Genomic DNA, 21,022 nt, shown 5'->3' with positions numbered 1-21,022 from the left:
CCATGGCAAGCTCTGAAGTCACTCACTCCTAGCATACCTCAGCCAAGGAGGCTTTTCAATCTTGGGGCTCCGCACCCCGAAGGCGTCTCTGCCTTGGTTTAGGGGGCGGCGGATTCCCCCTGGCGCCGCGAGGATGCGGGGATTCCTGTGGGGGGCTTGGACCATCTCGATCGACGCGCGAGGGCCTCGTCGGTAAGCGTTCCGCTACGGTTTCGCGCGCGAGGCCAGGTAGCGCTCGAGGCTTGTTTCCCACTGCGTCATGGCCGGGAGAGCGGCCAGGCCGAGCGCCCGATGGGAGAGCATCGAATACCTCGGTCGGGGCGCCGGGCGATTCAGCTCCTCGGTCGTCTGGGGAAGGATCGGGGTCTGCAGGCCGCTGAGTTCGATGATTTTTTTGGCGAAGTCATGCCAGGTGCAGACGCCGCTGCCGGTGACGTGGTAGGTGCCGAAGCGTTCGGTCGTGAGCAAGGCGGTCATTGCCTGCGCGAGATCGGTCGTGCAGGTTGGGCTGCCCCATTGGTCATTGACCACCTTGAGCTCGGGTTTCTCGCTTGCTGCTTTCAGGATGGTTTCGACGAAGTTCTTGCCTCCGCGGCCGTAGAGCCAGGCGGTGCGAACGATGTAGTGCTTGGTGCAGAGGCGCTCGACATGGATCTCGCCGGCGCGCTTGCTGCGCCCGTAGACGCTTTGCGGGTTGGGGAGGTCGTATTCGTCGTAGGCGCTGCCCTTGGTGCCGTCAAAGACGTAGTCGGTGCTGACGTACATCAAGGGGATCTCGGCGGCTTGGCAGGCGAGAGCGAGGTTCCAGCTGCCGAGCGCGTTGATGCGATAGGCGTTGGCCTCATCGGTCTCGGCCGCGTCCACGTTGGTGTAGGCGGCGCAGTTGATCACGGCTTCGGGGCGTACCGCGGCAAAGGCCTCGCGCACCTGGGCGACGTCCGTGATGTCCATTCGGACGTAGTCGGGCTCGTCGGACGGCTGGAGGCCGCTGGATACCACGAGGTGGCCTGTATGCTTCAGGGCGGGGATGAGGTCGTGCCCCAACATTCCTTTTGCGCCTGCAACCAATACCTTCATGGCTTCGCCTCCTACTTCTACGCTAGGGGAGGGCGCGGATCGAAAGGGAGGATCCTTGGCTCTGCACGACCATGGCGTGGCCGGGGCCGGCGATGTAGTAGTCCACCCCCTGCCGCTGGCTGATGTCGGCGATGGGGATGTGGCTCGCGAAGACCGCGGTGACCTTGTGCTCCTTGAAGAGGGCCTGCAGGGCGCGGATCTCCTGGCGATCGTACATGGCGGCGTTCTTGCCCTTGCGCGGATCGACCATGGGCCAGTGCATGAAGACGAAGATGCGGCGGGCGTCTTCCGCGCGGTAGGCGCGCAGGCGCTCGGCGGCCCAGGCGCGCTGGGCGCTCGAGAATTTCTGGTCTTCGGCGTTGTCGAGGATGAGGAAGCGATCGCGCCCGATGGCGAACTCGCGCCGGACCTCGCCGGTGCGGGCCACGTAGTCCTGTCGGCGATCGCGATTGCCGGGCACCACGTAGGTGGGGAAGGGTAGCTGGGACAGGGTGTTCAGGGTCTGGTCGAGCGGCTTGAGGGCGTTGCCCAGGTGCAGGCCGAAGTCCACGGTGCCCGTGCGCTTGGCGAGTTCGAGGCCCTTCACGTCGCCGCCCGAGACCACGAAGGTGTAGTCGTTCTTGAGGTTGGGGTCGAGCTTCCAGCGTGCTTCGCTGTTGCCTGCCACCAGGATCCGGCTGGAGAGGGTGGTGCCTTCCCGGCTGGGGGCGTCCGCGACCCCTTCGGGGGAGACGAGGAAGGCGCCCTTGGGCACGTTGCGCCAGCGGACGGTGGCCCTCAGGAAGCCGCCCGCGGGGTTGCGCACCGAAACCTCGGTCTGCGGCGAGTTGGCCCAGATGCCGATTTCTTGCTCGCTGGTGCCGCGCTGCGCACCGTCACGCACCGAAACCTGGGGTTTGGGGGCGGCGAGGGCCGGTGAAATCGACGCTACCAAGGGAGCGATGAGACCGGCGCAGAGAAGGGTACAAACCAGGCGGGGAAAACGTCCCCTCGGCCGACGAATGGACGGCATCTGAGCCTCGAAAAAAGGTGGAAAGGGTGACGGCTTCATCATACCACGCCTTCGGCCCAGCAACCGCCTGCTCCCTTGCCCATGGTAGAATATGGGTTTGCCAAGCATCAACACTCAAGGGATATCCCTCGTGTGAGGGGAATCAAGGAGCCGCCCGTGTCAAAGCTCAGCATTGCCGTCGTCTGGCACATGCACCAACCCCTCTACAAGGACCGCCTGACGGGCCAGTACCTCATGCCTTGGGTGCGCTTGCATGCCATCAAGGACTACCTCGACATGGTGCAGCTCCTGGAGCAGTTCCCGACGCTGCACCAGACCTTCAACCTCGTGCCGTCCTTGCTGGAGCAGCTGATCGACTACGGTCACAACGGCGCCATCGACCGCGCGCTCGAGCTGACGCTGATGCCGGTGCGCGAGTACTGCCTCGACGACAAGTGCTACCTTTTCGAGCGCTTCTTCGATCTCAACTGGGATCGCATGCTCGTCCAGCATCCGCGCTACCACGAGCTTGCGCTCAAGCGTAACGCGCTGCTCGCCAAGTTCCCCCTCGAGAAGGCCGTTCGCCAGTTCGACGCCCAGGAGTGGGTGGACCTCACGGTCTGGTTTAACCTGGCGTGGTTCGATCCCCTCTGGCAGCAGACCGATCCGGACCTGCAAGCCCTGATCCAGCGGGGGCGCGACTTCACCCAGGCCGATCGCGAGCTGGTCATTCGCAAGCAGCGCGAGCTGATCCGTCGCATTATCCCCACCTACAAGCGCCTTGCCGAGGCGGGGCAGGTGGAGCTGACCACGACGCCCTTCTACCACCCCATCCTGCCGCTCTTGATCGATACCGAGTCGGCGCGCGTGGCGCGCCCGGGGCTCCCGCTGCCCAACGCGCGCTTCCAGTATCCGCAGGATGCGCAGGCGCAGGTGCGCAAGGGGCTCGACTTCTTCAAGCGCCATTTCGGCTACAAGCCTGCCGGCATGTGGCCTTCGGAGCAATCGGTCAGTCCGGCGGTCGTGCCTTTGCTCGCGAGCGAGGGCGTAAACTGGATGATCAGCGACGAGGGCGTGCTCGCTCGTACGCTCGATAAGAAGATGGTCCGCGATGCCCACGGACTGCTGCAGGATCCGCAGCTCCTCTACCAGCCTTACTGGGTGGAGATCGAGGGCAAGAAGGTCGCCATGGTCTTCCGGGACATCGTGCTCTCGGACCTCATCGGCTTCTCGTACAGCAAGGTGAGCGGGGTTCAGGCCGCCAACGATCTGATCGCCCGCCTCAAGGGCATCAAGGAGCGCGTCGGCGATGCGCCTCACCTGGTCACCATCGCCCTGGACGGGGAGAACTGCTGGGAGCACTACGCCCAGGACGGGGCGGAGTTCCTGCGCAGCTTCTACCAGCAGGTTACGGACGATCCGTCGCTCGAGATGGTGACGGTCGAGGAGTACCTCAAGGCCAATCCGCCCCGCGAAACCTTGACGAGCCTGTTCAGCGGCTCGTGGATCTCCTCGGACTTCACGACCTGGATCGGGGACCCGACCAAGAACCGCGCGTGGGAGCTCTTGACCCGCGCTCGCGAGGCCCTCGCCTCGAAGGAAGGCCGCGGCCTGGCGGGTTGGACGCAGGCGCGCGAGGAGATCTTCATCGCCCAGGGCAGCGATTGGTACTGGTGGTTTGGCGAGGGTCACAACTCCGGTCAGGACGAGCTCTTCGACTACCAGTTCCGCCTGCACTTGCAGAACGTGTATCGCCTGCTGGAGATGCCGGTGCCCGAGGCGCTGGAGTACCCGCTCAACAAGCCGCTGCCCAAGTTGCCTTCGCTGCCCTACCTCCCGGTGGATCCCCGTCTCGACGGTTCGGCGCAGTCCGAGATCGATTGGGAAGGGTCGGGCTCGTACGATCCCGCTGCGGGCCAGGGGGCGATGCATGCGGCGGCGAATGGCATCAGCCGCGTGCGCTTCGGTCACAACGAGCGCGAGTTGTTGATGCGGGTGGAGTTTGCGGACTCCTTCGTCCCGACCCCGGATGATGCCCTTGCGGTCTACATTTGCTATCCCGGTCAGCCGCGGATCAACTCGCCGATGAACTTCGGCCCCGGTGGTGCCACGGGTGCGACCAAGGGCTACGGCTTTGCGCACGAGATCCGGTATGCCTGGGGGGAGCCGACGGCGACCATCTCGTTCGCGGGTGATTCGCACCGCTGGATTCCCATCGACCTTGGCGCTCACTCGGCCTACAAGGATGCCCTCGATCTGGCGATTCCTTTCCGGGTCCTCTCGGTGGTACCAGGGCAAGAGATCTGGGTCGTCGTCGCCCTGGGTCGGAACGGCAAGCTGGAGCAGGTTGCGCCACAGGATCAGCCGCTCTCGCTGAAGCTCCCCGCGCGCCTTGCGACCTTCAGGGCGTTGACCCCGCAGAGCATCTAACAGAACCAGGCATGGGTCGGGTTTTGCCCGCTGGGAGCGGCTTGAAGGAACTGTCTTGTTCGCCGCTCTCAGTAGCTTGCCGGGGATGCGATCGCGCGTCTATAATGGATGTGCTGCCTCCGTAGTTCAGTTGGATAGAACGTCTCCGTCCTAAGGAGAATGTCGGGAGTTCGAGTCTCTCCGGGGGCGCTAGGAATGAAGCGGGTTTCGGCTACTTGGCCGGACCCGCTTTTTCGTTTGCCCAACAACATGGCGCTAGTCCAATGCTTTGATCTGTGCCAAATAATACTTATTGTCTTGCTCAACGTGTTCAATCGCTCACGAGCCTACTGGGTTTGAAGGTCGTCGCGAGCGAAGCAACTCTCACTTTTATCTTGCACAGCATCGCAGGCGGATCGCCGTGGGAAGCATCGCAGCCTTTCAGAAGCCCAAGCTCGCCGAAGACTTGACCATCCTCGTTGAGGAGTGCCTCCGGGATCTTGAGAGCCTGAATAGGAGCCCCCACATGATCAAGGGCTATGGGACCGACCTGGCGCTCTCCCTCAAATTCTACAAGGGTTCGCTCGAAGTTCTCACCGATGAGACGATCCGCGCCTACTTTGCTCGCGTTCGGGAGCAATCTCAGAGCCCTGCCACACAGGCTGGGCGGAGGGCTTCCCTGAAGGCGTTCCTGTAGCCAAAGCGGGGGCGAGCTCCAGAGGCCCACCAGCCCGCAAGCACACCGCTCACTTGCATCGAATAAGAAACTCGGCAACTGCGCGGCGTCTTTGCGGGCCCAAAATTTCTTTTCGAGCAGCGCCTTGAACATCTGTAGATCGAGGGCCTGGTGCTTGAGACGGCGGTTCTCGTCCGCCAGGTGACGCAAGCGCTGCGTCTCGGCGGCTTCCATCCCGCCGCACTTCGTCTTCCAGCGATAGACAGTCTGCTCGGTAATGCCTGCACGTGGCAAATATCCTGGGCCTTGATGCCCTGCTCAGTTTCCTTATACGGTTCAGGCTCTCTTCGCTCCTTGTCCTCGGAGAACTAACCTTTCAGGCGGGTGTCTTTTTCGGTCGAGCGTCGACTGTCAGTGGCATGCAAAAAACAAGAGTTTTGATGTTGTTAATGCTTTTAACTATTAATAGAAAGATCATTTAAGCGGAAGTATAAATGATGGTGCTAAGGTGGATAATAAGTTACAATCGATGAGGCGAGCGCCCCTCTGAATAACATCATCGCGCGCATTGAGAGTGAAATAACCCTTGTTCGAGAATACAAAGCTCGCCTCATCGTCGGTGTGCTGGCAGGCAAGCAGGATGGGCGCCAGACACCGTTATCTGCGGAACGATCTTAAGGACTTTGTGGCGTTTCCTGAACCCGATACTGACGACGCAGAAGAACTTCAATACGACACTTACGAGGCGGAATGATCATGAACTACAACGCTCAACGTGCGCTCGAACTGTTGCGTATCGGCTCCGGCAGGCCGGATGCCAGGTTCCGCGATGGACAGGAAGAGGCCATCCACCATATCGTGGAAAGGCGCGGACGCCTCCTCGTGGTGCAGAAGACAGGCTGGGGAAAGAGCTTCGTCTACTTCATCGCCACCAAGCTCTTGCGAGAGGCAGGTAGTGGACCGGCACTGCTGGTCTCTCCCTTGCTGGCGCTCATGCGCAACCAAATTGCCGCTGCCGAGCGCATGGGGGTGAGGGCGGCCACAATCAACTCCGAAAACCAGGGCGACTGGCCGAACGTCGAGGCGGCAATACAACGAAATGAGATCGACATCCTGCTCATCTCGCCCGAACGCCTGGCTAACGAACACTTTCGCACGGAAGTCCTCGCGGGAGTCGCTGGACAGATCTCCATGCTAGTCGTCGATGAGGCTCACTGCATTTCGGACTGGGGCCATGATTTCCGTCCGCAGTATCGCTTGCTAGAGCGCATCGTGCGTACTCTGCCGCAAAACCTGCGTCTGCTGGCCACCACGGCAACCGCCAACAATCGCGTGATGGACGATTTGGTTACCGTGCTTGGCCCGAACATCCTTGTCTCGCGAGGCGATCTGAACCGTCCTTCACTACAGTTGCAGACCATCCGTTTGCCCAGCCAAGCTGAACGTTTGGCCTGGCTGGCAGAGAAGATAGCTGTCCTGCAAGGTCATGGGATCATCTATACCCTCACAGTGCGTGATGCCGAGCTTGTGGCCAGCTGGTTGAAATCCAGGGGATTGAACGTCGAGTCCTACACCGGCGATACCGGTCGTGCCCGCCCCGAACTCGAGCTGGCCTTGCAAGAGAACCGAATCAAGGCCCTGGTGGCCACGATGGCGTTGGGGATGGGCTTCGACAAGCCGGACCTCGCCTTCGTCATTCATTACCAGACCCCCGGGTCCGTCGTGGCCTATTACCAGCAGGTCGGCAGGGCGGGACGTGCCCTCGAAGCGGCGTACGGAGTGTTACTCAGCGGCGAAGAAGAAACCGACATCAACGACTACTTCATCAACAGCGCTTTTCCTACCCACAGTGAAGTCTCCAGCGTGCTCGAAGCCCTCGATGAGGTGCCCCAAGGCCTCTCAGTCCCCGATTTACTGAGCAAAGTGAACCTCAGCAAGGGCCGGATCGACAAGACCATTGCGTTGCTTTCGGTGGAATCTCCTGCCCCCATCGCCAAGCAGGGCACGAAATGGCAATTGACCGCAGCACGTCTGAGCGATGCCTTCTGGGAACGTGCCGAACGCCTCACGGAGCTGCGACGCCGAGAGCAGAGCCAGATGCAGGACTACGCTGCACTTCAGACTGGCCACATGGAGTTCCTTATACGAGCATTGGATGGCGAACCGGGCACCGTCCGACCTTCTACCTTGCCACTGCTGCCAGAAACCGTTGACCCTGCGCTCGTCCGTGATGCAGTGGCTTTTCTGCGGCGCACGAGCTTGCCCATCGAGCCGCGCAAGAGGTGGCCAGACGGCGGGCTGCCGCTGTATAGCCTGCAGGGGGGTATTCCCGCCAAGTTGCAGGCACAGCCTGGTAAGGCTCTTTGCATGTGGGGCGACGCCGGGTGGGGGCACCTAGTCCGAAAAGGCAAATACCAAGATCGACGCTTCGCCGACGAATTGGTAGCGGCCTGCGTGTCGCTGTTGCGTGACTGGAACCCTCAGCCGGCTCCCACATGGGTGACTTGCATTCCGTCGCTGCGCCATCCTGACCTTGTGCCCGATCTCGCCTGGCGTCTTGCGAAGGCCTTAAGTCTTCCTTTCCACGTCGTAATCGCAAAGACGGACGAACGTCCCGAACAGAAAACCAGGGCTAATAAAACTCAGCAAGCGCGCAACGTCGATGGTTCCTTGGCGATCATTGTCGATCGATTACCTGCTGGCCCGGTTCTGCTGGTGGATGATATGGTGGACTCGGGCTGGACCCTGACCATCGGGGCCTGGCTGTTGAGCTCACAGGGCTCTGGCGAAGTTTTCCCTATAGCCCTTGCCCGAACGGGACATGATTCATGACCTCATCACTTTCACCCAACACGCAGGCAATCCTCCTCCTGACGGCGCCCTTGATCGCAGGACGTGGCGAGCCCTCTGCCGATCTGCTAACCCAGAGCCAATACCGAAAACTTGCGCGCCATCTATGGGAGCGGCAACGACAACCGTCGGACCTACTTGCTGATCGGGATGACGATCTTCTTGAAGCTTGTGAACCGGTTGTCGATGTGACGCGACTCAAGCGGCTACTCTCACGCGGCTTTCTATTGAGTCAGGCGATCGAGCGTTGGCAAGCGCGCGCCATCTGGGTGGTCAGTCGCGCAGATGCCGATTATCCACGGCGCTTGAAGGCACGCCTTAAGGAGGATGCGCCACCGATCCTCTACGGTTGCGGGGAGAAGTCGATCTTCGAGACGGGTGGTTTAGCGGTCGTGGGCTCCCGTCATGTTGACGATAAACTCGTCGTCTACACGGAGGATATTGGCCGCCTGGCAGCCAGGGCGAAGAAGACCTTGGTCTCGGGAGGCGCGCGCGGGATCGATCAGGCTGCAATGCGGGGCGCGCTTCAGGCGGGTGGCCTGGTGGGCGGAGTGATGGCGGATAGCCTAGAAAAAACAGTCATGAAGCGCGAGCACCGCAACATGCTGATGGACGGTCAACTCGCACTGATCTCACCGTACGATCCGAGCGCCGGCTTCAACGTTGGCCATGCCATGCAGCGAAACAAACTCATCTACGCCCTGGCCGATGCTGCGCTGGTTGTAAGCTCGGATTATCAGAAGGGCGGGACGTGGAGTGGAGCGGCCGAGCAACTGGACAAGCTCAGGTTCGTGCCGATCTATGTCCGATCGAGCGGGGAAACCAGCCAGGGGCTCGACGCCCTCCAGAAGAAAGGGGCGCGGCCTTGGCCGAACCCCGGCGATGCCGCAGCCTTCGCCGAGACACTCGCGGCCAAGGTCGAGTTGAGCAAGGAACCCGTCGAACAAACCAAATTTACGTTCCTGCCCCAGGAACCGCCCGTTCCGCTCCCCGAATCCCAGCTGAGCATTGACAAGCATCCACTTACCCAGGAGGCGCCCCCGGTCGAATTGGCTGCGAGTCCGGCAGAGGCGCTGTTTGCGAAAGTTCGGGAGCTCCTGCAGAGCATGCTTACTCCAAGGACGGATGCTGAAGTAGCCGCAGACTTGAACGTTTCCAAGAGCCAGGCCAAGGATTGGCTGCTGCGCCTGGTGGATGAGGGCGTACTAGAGAAGCGTACGAAGCCCGTTTGCTACGTCGCCTGCACGGTAAAGAAGAGGCCCCTATTCGACCAGGCGGAGCAGCCCATTGTGGCCGAGACCACTCCACGGCCCAAGTAGATGAGATCACGAACCAAAGAAGGCCTGGGTCATGCACTGCTCCTGACCTGCAACCAAAAGTAGAGGGCGTACGGTAAGCTCTCGCGAGAATCGCCCGAGCATCAGGTTGACCATGGCCAGGTAAATGAGGGCCTCTTCGTTGACGGGGAGGCCCTCATAGTCCTTGGATAGGCGCCGGTTTCTTCCCAACCACCCGAATGTTCGCTCAACGACCCATCGTCGATGCAAGATCTCGAAAGCCTGTTTCTGTGGCTTGGAACCAAGGTTGGCTGGGTCCATCCATACCCGCGATTGGTGATCTGTAGTTCACAACTAGGCAGGATCCCCCTTAACCAAGCTGCAAAGGGCGATCCAGCGTAGCCCTGAACAACCCAAAGCACCTGGAGTTCGGGCAGTTGCTTGGGTGCCCGCAGACAGTAGCATTCACGCCCCATCCCGATTGTTGAGGTTTGCGAGGTAGAGCAAGGCACGGATCAGCAATCCGAGCGTATCGACGATCAGATGGCGCTTTTGACCGGAGAGCCGCATAGCCCCGTCGTAGCCTCGGGCCCCCTTTTTCCGTCGTCTTCGCCGATTGGCTATCGACGATGGCGGCCGTTGGATTCGCTTGCCGACCGGGCATGACGCCTCAAGCGTTTGGAGAGAGCTGAGTTGCTCCGCTCCCTGAGGCCCTGATCGCGCCAGGCCCGGAAGTAGTCGTAGACCGTGGTGTAGGGCGGAAAATCGTGGGGCAACATCCGCCATGGGCAACCTGAACGCAGGATGTAGAGGATGGCGTTGACGATCTCACGCTTGGGCCATTCCTCAGGACGTCCCCCACGCTTGGCTTGGGGAATCAATGGTTCGAGCATCGCCCACTCGGCATCGGTGAAATCGCTTAGGTAAGCCTGCTCCCAGAACAGGATAGCGTCGTTTGCACTGACGGGGACGGGGCGCTTGCTTGGGTGCTGCTGGCTTTTGCGACTTGGCTCGAGGAACACGAATGCTCACAAGGCCAAGCCGCCGCAACTCGCGGTACAGCGTAGGACGGCTGATCGTGATTCCAGTTGCTTTGAGGAACTGCGGAGTGAGCTCTTCAGCCGTAGCGTTTGGGTTCTCGAGCCGTAATCGCCTGAGGAGTTTGCGCGTTCTCTCGTCCAGCAGAGGAGGCCACCCTGTCTAAAGCATTTCAGACGGACTTCTTAGTACTTACCGCAGAGCCCCTAGAAGCAGTCTCATAAATAGCGAAGCAGGATGAGGATGCAACCCAGGTGGGCGAAGGCGAGGTAGTTCTCGGGGTGCTACTCCCTGTGGATCACGATGTGCCGCTAATTCTGGAGCCAGGCGAAGAGATGCTCTACCCGCCAACGGCGCAGGTAGCGACGCCGCGAGCGGCCATCCTTGGTATTGCGACGGTTCGCTCGGTTCGGGGCAATCATCTCGATGCCGCTCGCGGCGAGGTCGGCGTTAAGATGGTCGCTGTCGTAGGCCTTGTCGCCGCTCAGATACTCGGGGGCTTCCACCGTGAAGCGGCTCGCGAGGTTGCCTCGATCAGGGTAATGTCAGGTGGGCTTGCAGAGGCCGCGTGGATGCCGTTGAGCACCTAGTGCATGTCTCGCCACGGCCGGCCCCGTTTCTCGGCGCGACGCCTGGGCGCTGGAAGGAGCGATGCGAGGATCGTCCACTGGTCTTCGGTGAGGGCTATGCCTGGATGAAATCGGATCTAGGGACGCTTCACAACCCTCAATTCGTTATGCTTACTGAATCAGAGTGGCAGGGCGGGCGGTTTGTGAGATTGTTTCTAGGTTCTAGATCTTGGATTATGGGTTTACGTGGTTATTTATGCTTAATAGGTCAGATGCGATCAAGTATTTGATCATATCTGACCTATTGCTGGGATTTTATATTTTTTAGTTCATTGTTCGGTCTTAGAGTTTGCGCGGTAGTTTTTTCTTGCCATTGATGATTTTACGTAGGCATCATCAAGAAGATGAAGGATGGCCCATTTGTTGGATTTATCAAAGACAATTTTTTCTTGGCCGCCATCCATTATGACTTCGACTACTAGCGAGTGTTCTTCAATGGTTCGCTTGATGTCGTCCATGTTGATGTGATTAATGTATGGCCTAAGTAAAATGTTTCGAAGTTTTTCTTGCTTTTGTGTGTGTCCGAGACAGCACGCTTTGAATTCTTCAAAATTTGCAAACGGAATAAGTGCGGAGATTGTATCTAAAGAATGTATAGCTGCTTGTCTAAGCATGATGTAGTATCTAAATATATACTGAAAATTTGCCTTGTTGAAGCTATATAGGTATCCGTTGTAGTATGCTGCATCAAATTTGTCATCAAACTGAAAAGTTGGCTCTACTAGTTTTTCATATCGATCTCCCATCATTCTGATGAGCATATTGTTCGATCTTGTTAGCTCTTTTGTTCTTCCGTAACGTCTGAAGAAATAAAATTTGTCATTTCCAATTTCAATGACGACCATGTAGTACCGCATGTGGTCAACAAAGTCGCTTTCAGGATCAACTAATGGAATATTATGTGGCTGGGGAATTGACTGTGTAATTCGATTAATCCACGGGTCTTGATCGGAAACCCATTCTATTTCATGGATATCAGGCTTGTATCCACCGTCAAAAGGAAGAAGATGGATATCATCTGAGCGGTACCCGCGAATAAAATGTTTGGCCATTAGGCCAAATTCTCTAGCTAGAGATGTGCTTAATTTTAGACTTCGGTAAATTGGATTTGGATCATCTTCTTCAAATGAAGCCAGAGCCACTGATATAGTTGCATTATTATTATCAATGTTGGGTATTCTGGTTAGTTTTCTGAATGGTTCTTTGTGACTCAATTATTGCTCTCCATTAGAATATTGTCGCCTATTGCGGAGGCTTTTATTCTGTCTCCTGCGTGTATTCTTTCTTTTTTGCATATTAGTGTGTGCTTTGATCCGCTTGTGTCTTCTATTTCAAATATATGAAAACCAATTAAATTAAGTGTTGGGTTGATGTGTATCATATTTGCGTTTACATATATAGTCATTAGTATTATAAAGAAAAACGCAAGGCTTAATATGTTTGCGATTTCTGAGAAGTCTATCCCCATATAGGGAAATATGTAGCTAACTATGTAACTCATTACTTCCGAATCTTTTGTTTGTACAGATGAGACGGTTATCTGATTTGATGATGATCCGCTATGCCAGCGAATAAAAAAAAGTAGGCCAGCGATACTTATCAGGCCAATAAGAAAGAAGGCCGCAGCATATTTCTTATGGCCTTGAAACAGTTGCATTGCAAATATAAAGAAAAGCGGGCAATAGGAACTTAAAAATAACAGTGAGCGAGCAACTCTACTTGGCATATAAAACCTCAGCAAAAAATGTACCCGATCTCCAACGTGCGGCGTGATAATAAATGTAAAGACGGAGGGCTGCATCATGTTTTTATATAGAACATTTGTTCTAAAATCAAGGAGCGCTCCTTTTCAAGGCGGCAAAGCCTCTATTCAAGGGACTTCAGAGTGATGTGAGAAACCTTAAATCAAGGACCACTCAGGTAGATGTTACGTTCGCCCGAAAAAGACATCCACCTGAAAGGTTAGTTCTCTGAGCACAAGGACCGAAGAGACCCTGAACCGTATAAGGAAACTGAGCAGGGCATCAAGACTCAGGACATTTGTCGCGTGCAGGCTATTCAGTACCTTCGAGAGGCAATGGCTTGCTATTTTTCCATGAGCCCTTGAGGCCACAGCTCGGTTTCGCTTCAAGCGCCGCCCAGGGCAGGGCAAAAACAAAAAACGGGTTCCGCGCATTGCGCGGAACCCGTCAAGTTCAGGGACGCTACATCGTTGCGCCCTGGTGCTCCTTGGTCGGCGCGTGAGCCATCAGCTCCGTTGCGAAGCGCCGCGCATACTCGTTAACCAGGGCCTCCACGCGGTCCGGATCATCCGAGCGGACGATGATACCGGCGTGCCACTCCTTCTTCTGGCGCCACACCACCTCGGGGGCGTCGAAGGAGCTGAGGTCCGGCCACTGCTCCTTGGCCAGGCACACGATGCCGCCGGCATAGCCTTCCCGGAAGGGCGCCAGCTGATACTCCGCACCTTGAGTTTCGATCTTGGCCCACTCGAACCATTGGCAGATGTCCGTGGCGCTCCACGCTACATCCGGGATCTTGGCGGCGCCGACGCGAGCGGCCGCTTCCAGGAAGAAGAACTCCCCGGTCTCCCGGTCCTTGATGTACTCGATGTGGGTGACGCCGCGGACCAGGCCGAGGCTGGTGATGACCTTGCGGTTGAGCTCCTGAAGGACCTTCCAGTCCGGGCTCTTGCGATCGATCAGGCGGGTCGTGAACACGCCGCCCTTGACGTTGAGGTCGAGCATCGGCGTGCCGTAAACGGAAACGGTGGCAAATTTCACATCCCGCTCCGAGACGACCGAATCGACGTGATAGACATCCCCGGGCGTGTACTTTTCGAGCAGGTAGCCGGATTGCTTGTCGCCCAGCTCCATGATCTTCTTCCAGACGTCCTGGTCGTTGTGCAGGACCTTGATGCCCATGGACGCTGCTGCCAGGCGCGGCTTAATCACCCAGGGCGCCGGCACGCGCTGCATGTAGTCGAAGACGTCGTCATGGTTGAGGATGTGCACGAATTCGGGGACCGGGATGCCGTCCTCTTGGGCCTTCATGCGCATGGCGAGCTTGTCGCGGAAGTAGCGCATGGTGCTCTCACCCATGCCGGGCACGCGCATGTGCTCGCGCAGGAAGCAGCTCATTTCCACTTCCCAGTCGCCCATCGGGACGATCCGGTCGATCTTGCGCCGCTGGGAGATGTAGCTGATGGTGTTCTTGACCTCGGTCTCGTCGTCGAAATTCTTGACGGCGATGACTTCTTCGAGGATCTCGCGCGGCCACTCCTGCTTGAGGCCTTTCTCGCTCGTCAGAACGATGACCTTGTGGCCCATCGCAGCCGCCTGCTTCATGAAGGGGCGACCGGAAACCATCCCCGCGATGCACAAGATGCGCAGCGGCTTTTCCACCTTGGGCGGCTCGATAGCCTGAGTCGACGGGGCTTGAGTGGGCTTTGTCTTTTCTTTTTTGGGCACTGCTTGTTTCCTCTCTGCCGCAGGGTAGCCGGTGGACCTGATACTCAGGTCGGATTCAGGGCTCGGATCTCATATGCCCAGGATATCCGATTTGAATTTGATTTGGGCTTTTTCGGATGGGTCTGGTCCATCAATTTCATCAAAAAACGATGATTCGACGAGTTGGAGGCAGCTAGCCTTGCCTTGTCGAGCGGGGGCTGGTGATGGCGCCGTAGGCATAGAGCTCCGCCCCTTCAAGAAGCGCATCGGCGGCATCTCGCATTGCCTGCGATACGACGCTATCACCGAGCGCTGCTGCTCGGTGAAGCAATCTATCTGACGTCCCCCAGGGATCGTTTGCGAACAACGAGAGGATATTCAACGCTTTCTCTGCAGCTGAGCGGGCGCTGGGGGGCAAATCTTGGCTGCGCGCAGCTTCTTGCAAGCTCGCGATCGCCTGGCCGAGATTCAGCGCTGCGAGTAGCCCACGGGGAGCCGATTCGCCTAGTTCGCTTGCGCGGCTGAGATGAAGCTGGAGCCGCAAGATCTGCCGCGCGGTTCGAGGGTGCCACGCTTCGGAAGAGAGCGATGCCTTGCGTGTCATCATCCGGCCGAGGTCTTGCCGGATGAGGCGGGCAGCCTCTTCGGCCTGTTTACTCGCGCGTCGGGGCAGGATCATGAACCATGCCGACACCACCCCTGCCCCCAGGACGAGGGCGAGCGCCCCGCTCAGGATTTCGCCTGCGCTGGCTGCGGGCATGCCGGCCCGGCTTGCGAGAAGAAAGCACATGTTCGCGTCCAGCGCGGGAATCGCGGTTCGTCGGCTTGCCCGTGCCAGGCCGCCGACAAGCAAGAAGGGCGCCACGGAGAGGATCAAGCCTGCCGTCGTTTCGATGTGCGGCTGCAGGGCGAAGCGGTAGAACGTGGCGACGAGGGCGCCCACAACGATGCCTGTGAAGAGCTTCGGAGCGATCGCTTGCGGCGTCGACATGGCGCCCAGAACCATCGAGAAGATGCAGACCCCGAGGGCCGCGAGCTCGGCGACGTGCGAGCCGGATGCCAGCCCGAGAAACGCTGCCAGAAACGTGCCGGCGCCGCAAACAAGCCCCGTGCTACGCGCAAGCATCCAGTCGCGATGAGGCGCCAGGTAGGCTGTTTCCTTGCCAAACGAGCGGGCGTTCGTCTCGCCCGGATCTGCGAACAAAGCGGCCTCGGCGTTGACGAGCGAATCGAGCGCGCTCGCCAGCCGTTCGAAGAGAGGGTCGGCTGCTCGAAGCGCCGCCATCTCGAGCGCCGGGGCGGCCGATAGGGCTTGCGAGCGTAGCTGATCTGCCAGGGCGTTCAATTGAACCGGTAAGGTCTCAGGCACCGTGCCGCCGCGTCGGCAGCGAGCGCGGATCGCCGCCCCGGCTGCCATGACGGCCAGGGAGGATGCCACCAACGCGTGGACGTGCTTGAGACGGCGAGAACCTTCGAGCGAGCCGGCCGAGACCATGTGGGCCGCGGCGTCGATTTCGCTCATCTCGCTCAGGATGCGCCGCTCCAGCTCATCCTGCTGCGAGCCGCCTATGGCATCGGCCGCGAATGCGACGGCATCACCCGCAAGCTGACGCGCACGCTGATAAAAGGCCTGGCGGCGTGCTTTAGGCGTGAAGAGGCCCGTTACCAAGGTGACGACCAGGACGCCGATGAGCGTGCAGGCGATACGCGAGAGAGCGAGCTCGAGCGATTGGTCTGGTGCCAGCACGGTGGGCAGCACGACGATCGCCGCCGTCATGCCGCCCAACAAGGCGCCGTAGGAGCGAACGCCTTGCAAGAGATGCGTGAGCGCACCGCAGACCCCTACCCAGATCCCGAGCAGCGCAAGTTGCAGCCAAGGAGCGGCAGGGACGTGCAGGATGCCGAGGCCGACGCCTGCGCCGATGAGGGTCCCGACCAAGCGGAACAGGCCTCGCTCCAGCAACAGGCCACGCGACGACTGGGCGACGACCCAGATCGGCATCGCGGCCCAGTAGGCATTCTGGACATGCAACAAGGCCGCGATGGAGAAGGCGAGCCAGGCCGCGAAGGCCAGCCTCAGGCCACCCTGCACGGCGGCTGCATCGAGCCCCAGCTTGCTGCCAAGCGATCGAATCATGGCGACTCCAAACGCAGGCGCTCAGCTTCAAGGGGGCAGAGGCCGCGTGGTAGCATGCTACTCCATCGAAAGGAGCCGCATCCATGCCGCAGTCGTCACGTCTTGCCACCCTACTCGAAGCCTCGCTCATTGCCGATTCGCTGGCCCTGCCCGCCCACTGGATCTACGATCCCGAGGCGATCACGCGCACCTTCGGGCGCGTCGACGAAGTGGTCGCGCCGCCTGCCACCAGCTACCACGCAGGACGGCCCGCCGGCGCTCAGACCCACTACGGCGACCAGGCGCTCACCTTGATGGACTCCCTGGTCCCCGGTCAGCCTTTCGATCCGAACGCCTTCGCCACGCGCTGGCGCGCCATGTGGGCCGACTACCCCGGCTACTGCGACGGGGCCACCAAGACCACCCTGGCCAACCTGGAAGCCGGCATGCCCGCCACCGAGGCTGGCTCGCCCTCTTCGGACCTGGGTGGCGCGACCCGGATCGCGCCCTTGCTCGTCGCGCTCGCGGACGCGCCGGACGAGGTCGTCGTGGAGGCGGCGCGGGCCCAGACCGCGCTGACCCATCGCGACGTGGCGGTCTCCGACGCGGCGGCTTTCCTGGTGCGTGCGACGCGCGCGGTGCTGCGGGGCGAAAGCGTGCCCGAGGCCCTCGCCAGCGCCGCGAAGGCGAGCTACTACCTCCTGCCTGTAGCCGAGCAACTGGAAGCTGCGCGCGCGGCCGTCTCGGCGGGCGATACCGAGGCCGTTCAGGCGCTCGGCCCCGCCTGCGGCGTCTCGGGCGCCTTCCCCTCCATGCTCGCCCTGGCGCTCGCGCATCCCAACGACCTCGAGGCTGCGCTGATCGCGAACGCGACGGCCGGCGGCGATTCGGCGGCGCGGGGCCTCGGGCTCGGCATGATCCTCGGTGCGGCCGAAGGGGCGGTGGTGCCCGAGCGCTGGCGCGCGGCATGGCTTGCGCGGCCCAGGGTCGAGGCCTTCCTGCGCGCCCAGGAGGCTCGCTCGCCTCAATAATTCTTCGCGGCGAGATTTGCCATGGCGGGGTATAGTGTCGCTTGATGATGTCAAGTGAGCCTTCAACGTCGCCAGACAGATCCGAGCGTCCCTCGCTGATTGCCGCAGCTTTGCGCCAGATGGCCCTGCGTGTCGGGGGCGTCGTGGTGTTGGTGAGCCTGTTCGGCTACACCCAGGTGGCCGACCTACGCGAGCGGAGCATCAAGCTGGAGCTCGAGCAGTTCGTCACCGAGCGATCGCGCAGCGAGAGCCAGTGGTTCCAGTTCATCGTCGCCAAGCAGCACCAGTGGCGAGACGACTTCCTGGCGCGCTATCGCCTCCAGGCGGAAAGCAAGCAGCCCCCCGACCTCGGACGCATCTTCGAGACGGCACCCGACGGTGCGCAGCGGGTGCGTGCGCCCTTCTTCAGCGGGACGCATGAGCTGGGCGGGATGTACGCGCGCCACCTGTCGGGCTTCGCCGAGGTGGATGCCGCCATGAGCTCGGACTTCGCTCACCGGCACCTGGCGGCCTTCGAACTGCTCGGTCAGTTCGGCCAGGTGCTCGCGGGAGGCCGGGAGGCCAGCCTCTCGGCCGGAGCGCCGCCCTTTCTCAACCTGTACTTTCTCGCGCCGGAGAAGAGCCTGCTCATCTACTGGCCTGGCTTGCGCTGGAGTCCGGGGGCGGATTATCGCTTTCAGGGGCACGAGTATTACGAGCTGGGCCTGCCGGAGGTGAACCCGACCCGCGAGACCCGCTGGACCCGCATCTACCTCGACGAGATCTCGCAGCTCTGGATGACGTCCTGCATCACCCCCATCGATCTGGACAAGCGCTACCTGGGGGCGATCGGGACGGACATCTCGCTGCAGCGCCTGATCGACGGGATCTACGAGCGCCACCTGCCCGGCACGACGGCCGTGCTCTTCAGGAAGGACGGGCGTCTCATTGCGCACCCCGGCCTGGCCGACGAGATCGCGCGCCTCAAGGGGGACTTCTACATCGCGCGGGACGGGGATGCCGCTTTGCAGGACCTCTATCGCCTGGTGACGACGGCGACGAAGCCGGGCGTGCTGAACGATACCCGCCACGACCGCCTCGTGGCTGCTGGGCGCATCGCCGGCCCCGACTGGTACTTGGCGGTCGTCTATCCCAAGCGGCTCATGTGGACGAGCGCTATCCAGGCCGCAGGGGCGGTCCTGCTCGCGGGGCTGCTCTCCTTGTGCGTCGAGGTCTTCCTGATGGGTGGGGTGCTGCGCCGCAAGGTCGCCCAGCCCCTCAAGCGCTTGCTGGAGGCCACGCGGAAGGTGAGCCGGGGCGACCTCTCGCCGCAGGCCTTGCAGGCGCTCCCAACCGAGACCCAGGATGAGATCGGGACGCTCGCCGAGGCTTTCGCCGGGATGACCCAGCGCCTGAGAGAGGCGCGGGACACCCTCGAGGCACGGGTCGAGCAGCGCACCGCCGAGCTCGAGGAGGCCAACGCGGAGCTGAGCCACCAGGAGCGCCAGTTACAGGTCCAGTACGAGCAGCTCAAGGAGCTGGACCGGCTCAAGAGCAACTTCGTGAACTCGGTCTCGCACGAGCTGCGGACCCCGCTCACCACCATTCGCGGCTACGCCGAGTTCCTTGAGGAAGGCATCGGCGGTCTTCTGAGCTCGGAACAAACGCGCTTCGTCTGGCAGATCCAGATGGCGAGCCAGCGTCTCGAAGGCCTGCTCAACGACTTGCTCGACTTCGCGCGGATCGAGGCGGGGACCTTCACCCTGCGCCATTCCGAGCAGGAGCTCGCCACGAGCGCCCAGGAGATCGTCGAGAGCTTCCGGCCGCTCGCCGAGGATGCCCGGGTGACGATTCGCCTGGAGGCCCCTGCGCACCCGCTCGTCGCCTGGGTGGATCCGCAGCGCGTCTGTCAGGTGCTGACGAACCTCATCAGCAACGCCGTCAAGTTCAGCCCGCCGGGCGGGGTCGTCCGTGTCCGCCTGATGGACGACGACGAGTTCGTCCGCTGCGAGGTCGAGGACGACGGCGAGGGGATCGCCGCGGTGGACATGCCTCGCCTCTTCCAGCGCTTCTCGCAGCTGGAGGCCGGTCTCAAGAAGGGCAAGGGCACGGGGCTCGGCCTGAACATCAGCAAGGTGCTGGTCGAGGCCCACGGTGGTACCATCGGGGTGCAGAGCGCGCCCGGTGAGGGCGCGCGCTTCTGGTTCACCCTTCCGAAATCGCCCGAGGCCATCAAAGAACTCGCATGACCGCGCCACAACTCGCTCACCCGCCCGCACGCCTCTTTCAAGGGGTGCGCCCCTTCCACTTGTTCGCCTTTCTCGCCTGCTGGCTTGGCGGCGTCTTCGACGGCCTGGACTCGACCGTGATGGCCATGGCCATGCCCCAGGCCCTGGGCGAGTTGCTCGGCGGAGCGGGGCCTGCCGTCGTGGGGCTGGTCGGCGGCTGGATCAGCTCTGCCTTCTTGCTCGGCTGGATGCTCGGGGGGCTCGGCTTCGGCTACCTGGGCGATCGCATCGGCCGGGTGAAGGCCATGGTGATCTCGGTGGGGCTGTACTCGGTCTTCACGGGCCTTGCAGGTTTCTCGCCCAACTGGCAGGTCTTGCTCGTCTGCCGCTTCCTGACCGGGATCGGGGTGGGGGGCGAGCTGGTCGCCATCACGACCTACCTCTCGGAGGTCTGGCCTGAGCGCAGCCGGGCGATCGCCGTGGGCGCCCTCATCACCTCTTACTCCACCGGCGTCTTCCTGGCCGGGGCCCTGCACTACCGGATTCATGACTGGCGTTTGCTCTTCATGGTGGGCGCGCTGCCGGCACTGCTCGCCGTCTTGCTACGCTGGGGCCTGCGTGAGCCCGAGCGCTGGCAGGCGCAGCGCGGAGCGCCTGGGCGTCTTCTGAAGCACTTGCTTGCCCCCGAGCATCGCAAGGGCCTGCTCGTGGGGGCTGTCGCCTATACCAGCTTGCTGGTGGGCTACTGGGGAACGCTCGCCTGGGTGCCGACCTGGGCGCAGGCGCTGCCCGGCAGTCCTGCCGAGGTGCGTAGCCTCGTCACCCTCTGGAACGGAGTGGGCTCGATTGTCGGCTGCTTGCTCGCCGGGGTGCTCGCCCAGGCCCTCGGGCGCAGGAAGGGGCTCATGCTCGGCTTCGCCGGGGCCTTCGGTGCGGCCTTCTGGCTCTTTGCGGGCCATGGGGCCTTCTCGCCCCGAGTCTACGCGGCGACCGCGATGCTCGGGCTGTGCCTGGGGCTGACCCAGGCGGGGCTTTCGGTCTACCTGCCGGAGCTGTTCCCCACGGCCATCCGTGGGAGCGCGGCGGGTTTCTGCCTGAACGTGGGGCGCCTGGTGACGGCAATTGCGGTGCTCGGCGTCGGGCCGCTGGTCGCCTTGTTTGGCGGCTTCGGGCCCATGGCCCTCGTCTTCGCCGGGATCTTCTGGGTTGGGCTCGTGGCCGCCTGGCTGGGGACCGAGACGAAGGGCGAGGCCTTGCCCGCCTGAGGCTCTG

Annotated in this window: 14 protein-coding genes, 1 tRNA gene and 1 pseudogene; 8 read left to right on the top strand and 8 right to left on the bottom strand. The window is 61.1% G+C overall.

All coding sequences use genetic code 11. From position 1 onward, the window contains the following. Positions 1-204: 204 nt before the first annotated feature. The gene (gene rfbD, locus J7643_15740) at positions 205-1,077 is read right to left on the bottom strand and encodes a dTDP-4-dehydrorhamnose reductase (protein MBO9542038.1); all 873 of its coding nucleotides are present in this window, start codon (positions 1,075-1,077) and stop codon (positions 205-207) included. A 22-nt stretch (positions 1,078-1,099) separates the two neighbouring features. Continuing rightward, on the bottom strand, positions 1,100-1,960 hold the full coding sequence (locus J7643_15735; protein ID MBO9542037.1) for a metallophosphoesterase: 861 nt from the start codon (positions 1,958-1,960) through the stop codon (positions 1,100-1,102). A gap of 285 nt (positions 1,961-2,245) precedes the next feature. On the opposite strand from J7643_15735, the gene J7643_15730 reads away from it, so the two are divergent. The 5 genes from J7643_15730 (at position 2,246) to J7643_15710 (ending at position 9,322) form a co-directional block, all read left to right on the top strand. After that, on the top strand, positions 2,246-4,498 hold the full coding sequence (locus J7643_15730; GenBank protein MBO9542036.1) for a glycoside hydrolase: 2,253 nt from the start codon (positions 2,246-2,248) through the stop codon (positions 4,496-4,498). A gap of 115 nt (positions 4,499-4,613) precedes the next feature. After that, positions 4,614-4,687, top strand: a tRNA-Arg gene (locus J7643_15725). Between the two features lie 211 nt (positions 4,688-4,898). Next, positions 4,899-5,174, top strand: coding sequence for a site-specific integrase (locus J7643_15720; GenBank protein MBO9542035.1), 276 nt, complete (start codon positions 4,899-4,901; stop codon positions 5,172-5,174). A 735-nt stretch (positions 5,175-5,909) separates the two neighbouring features. After that, entirely contained in the window at positions 5,910-7,985 is a 2,076-nt protein-coding gene (locus J7643_15715; protein MBO9542034.1) for a RecQ family ATP-dependent DNA helicase, read from the top strand. Continuing rightward, on the top strand, positions 7,982-9,322 hold the full coding sequence (locus tag J7643_15710) for a DNA-protecting protein DprA (GenBank protein ID MBO9542033.1): 1,341 nt from the start codon (positions 7,982-7,984) through the stop codon (positions 9,320-9,322). The genes J7643_15715 and J7643_15710 overlap by 4 nt, the downstream gene beginning before the upstream one ends. 153 nt (positions 9,323-9,475) lie before the next feature. Here the strand turns inward: J7643_15710 and J7643_15705 are convergent. From J7643_15705 to J7643_15680, 6 genes and pseudogenes are all read right to left on the bottom strand, one after another. Continuing rightward, positions 9,476-9,578 (bottom strand): annotated as a pseudogene (locus tag J7643_15705) (transposase). A 322-nt stretch (positions 9,579-9,900) separates the two neighbouring features. Continuing rightward, positions 9,901-10,302 (bottom strand): transposase, encoded by a 402-nt coding sequence (locus J7643_15700; protein MBO9542032.1) that lies wholly within the window; start codon positions 10,300-10,302, stop codon positions 9,901-9,903. Positions 10,303-10,629: 327 nt separating this feature from the next. After that, a complete protein-coding gene (locus J7643_15695) occupies positions 10,630-10,824 on the bottom strand; it encodes a transposase (protein ID MBO9542031.1) in 195 nt (64 codons plus the stop codon). Between the two features lie 392 nt (positions 10,825-11,216). Next, the gene (locus J7643_15690) at positions 11,217-12,161 is read right to left on the bottom strand and encodes a DUF4868 domain-containing protein (protein ID MBO9542030.1); all 945 of its coding nucleotides are present in this window, start codon (positions 12,159-12,161) and stop codon (positions 11,217-11,219) included. A 990-nt stretch (positions 12,162-13,151) separates the two neighbouring features. Next, positions 13,152-14,351 (bottom strand): ATP-grasp domain-containing protein, encoded by a 1,200-nt coding sequence (locus J7643_15685; GenBank protein ID MBO9542029.1) that lies wholly within the window; start codon positions 14,349-14,351, stop codon positions 13,152-13,154. Positions 14,352-14,589: 238 nt separating this feature from the next. After that, the gene (locus J7643_15680) at positions 14,590-16,533 is read right to left on the bottom strand and encodes an FUSC family protein (GenBank protein ID MBO9542028.1); all 1,944 of its coding nucleotides are present in this window, start codon (positions 16,531-16,533) and stop codon (positions 14,590-14,592) included. An 83-nt stretch (positions 16,534-16,616) separates the two neighbouring features. Here J7643_15680 and J7643_15675 point away from each other — a divergent pair, with 83 nt between their 5' ends. The 3 genes from J7643_15675 to J7643_15665 all read left to right on the top strand — a co-directional run bounded on the left by J7643_15675 (position 16,617) and on the right by J7643_15665 (position 21,015). Next, positions 16,617-17,543, top strand: coding sequence for an ADP-ribosylglycohydrolase family protein (locus tag J7643_15675; GenBank protein MBO9542027.1), 927 nt, complete (start codon positions 16,617-16,619; stop codon positions 17,541-17,543). Between the two features lie 119 nt (positions 17,544-17,662). Beyond that, on the top strand, positions 17,663-19,771 hold the full coding sequence (locus J7643_15670; protein ID MBO9542026.1) for a HAMP domain-containing protein: 2,109 nt from the start codon (positions 17,663-17,665) through the stop codon (positions 19,769-19,771). Beyond that, a complete protein-coding gene (locus J7643_15665; protein MBO9542025.1) occupies positions 19,768-21,015 on the top strand; it encodes an MFS transporter in 1,248 nt (415 codons plus the stop codon). Before J7643_15670 ends, J7643_15665 begins: the two co-directional genes overlap by 4 nt. The last annotated feature ends 7 nt before the right edge of the window (positions 21,016-21,022 follow it).

The sequence above is a fragment of the bacterium genome (assembly GCA_017744355.1).
Lineage (GTDB): Bacteria > Cyanobacteriota > Sericytochromatia > S15B-MN24 > UBA4093 > JAGIBK01.
This window is presented reverse-complemented; position numbering and strand designations above follow the sequence as displayed.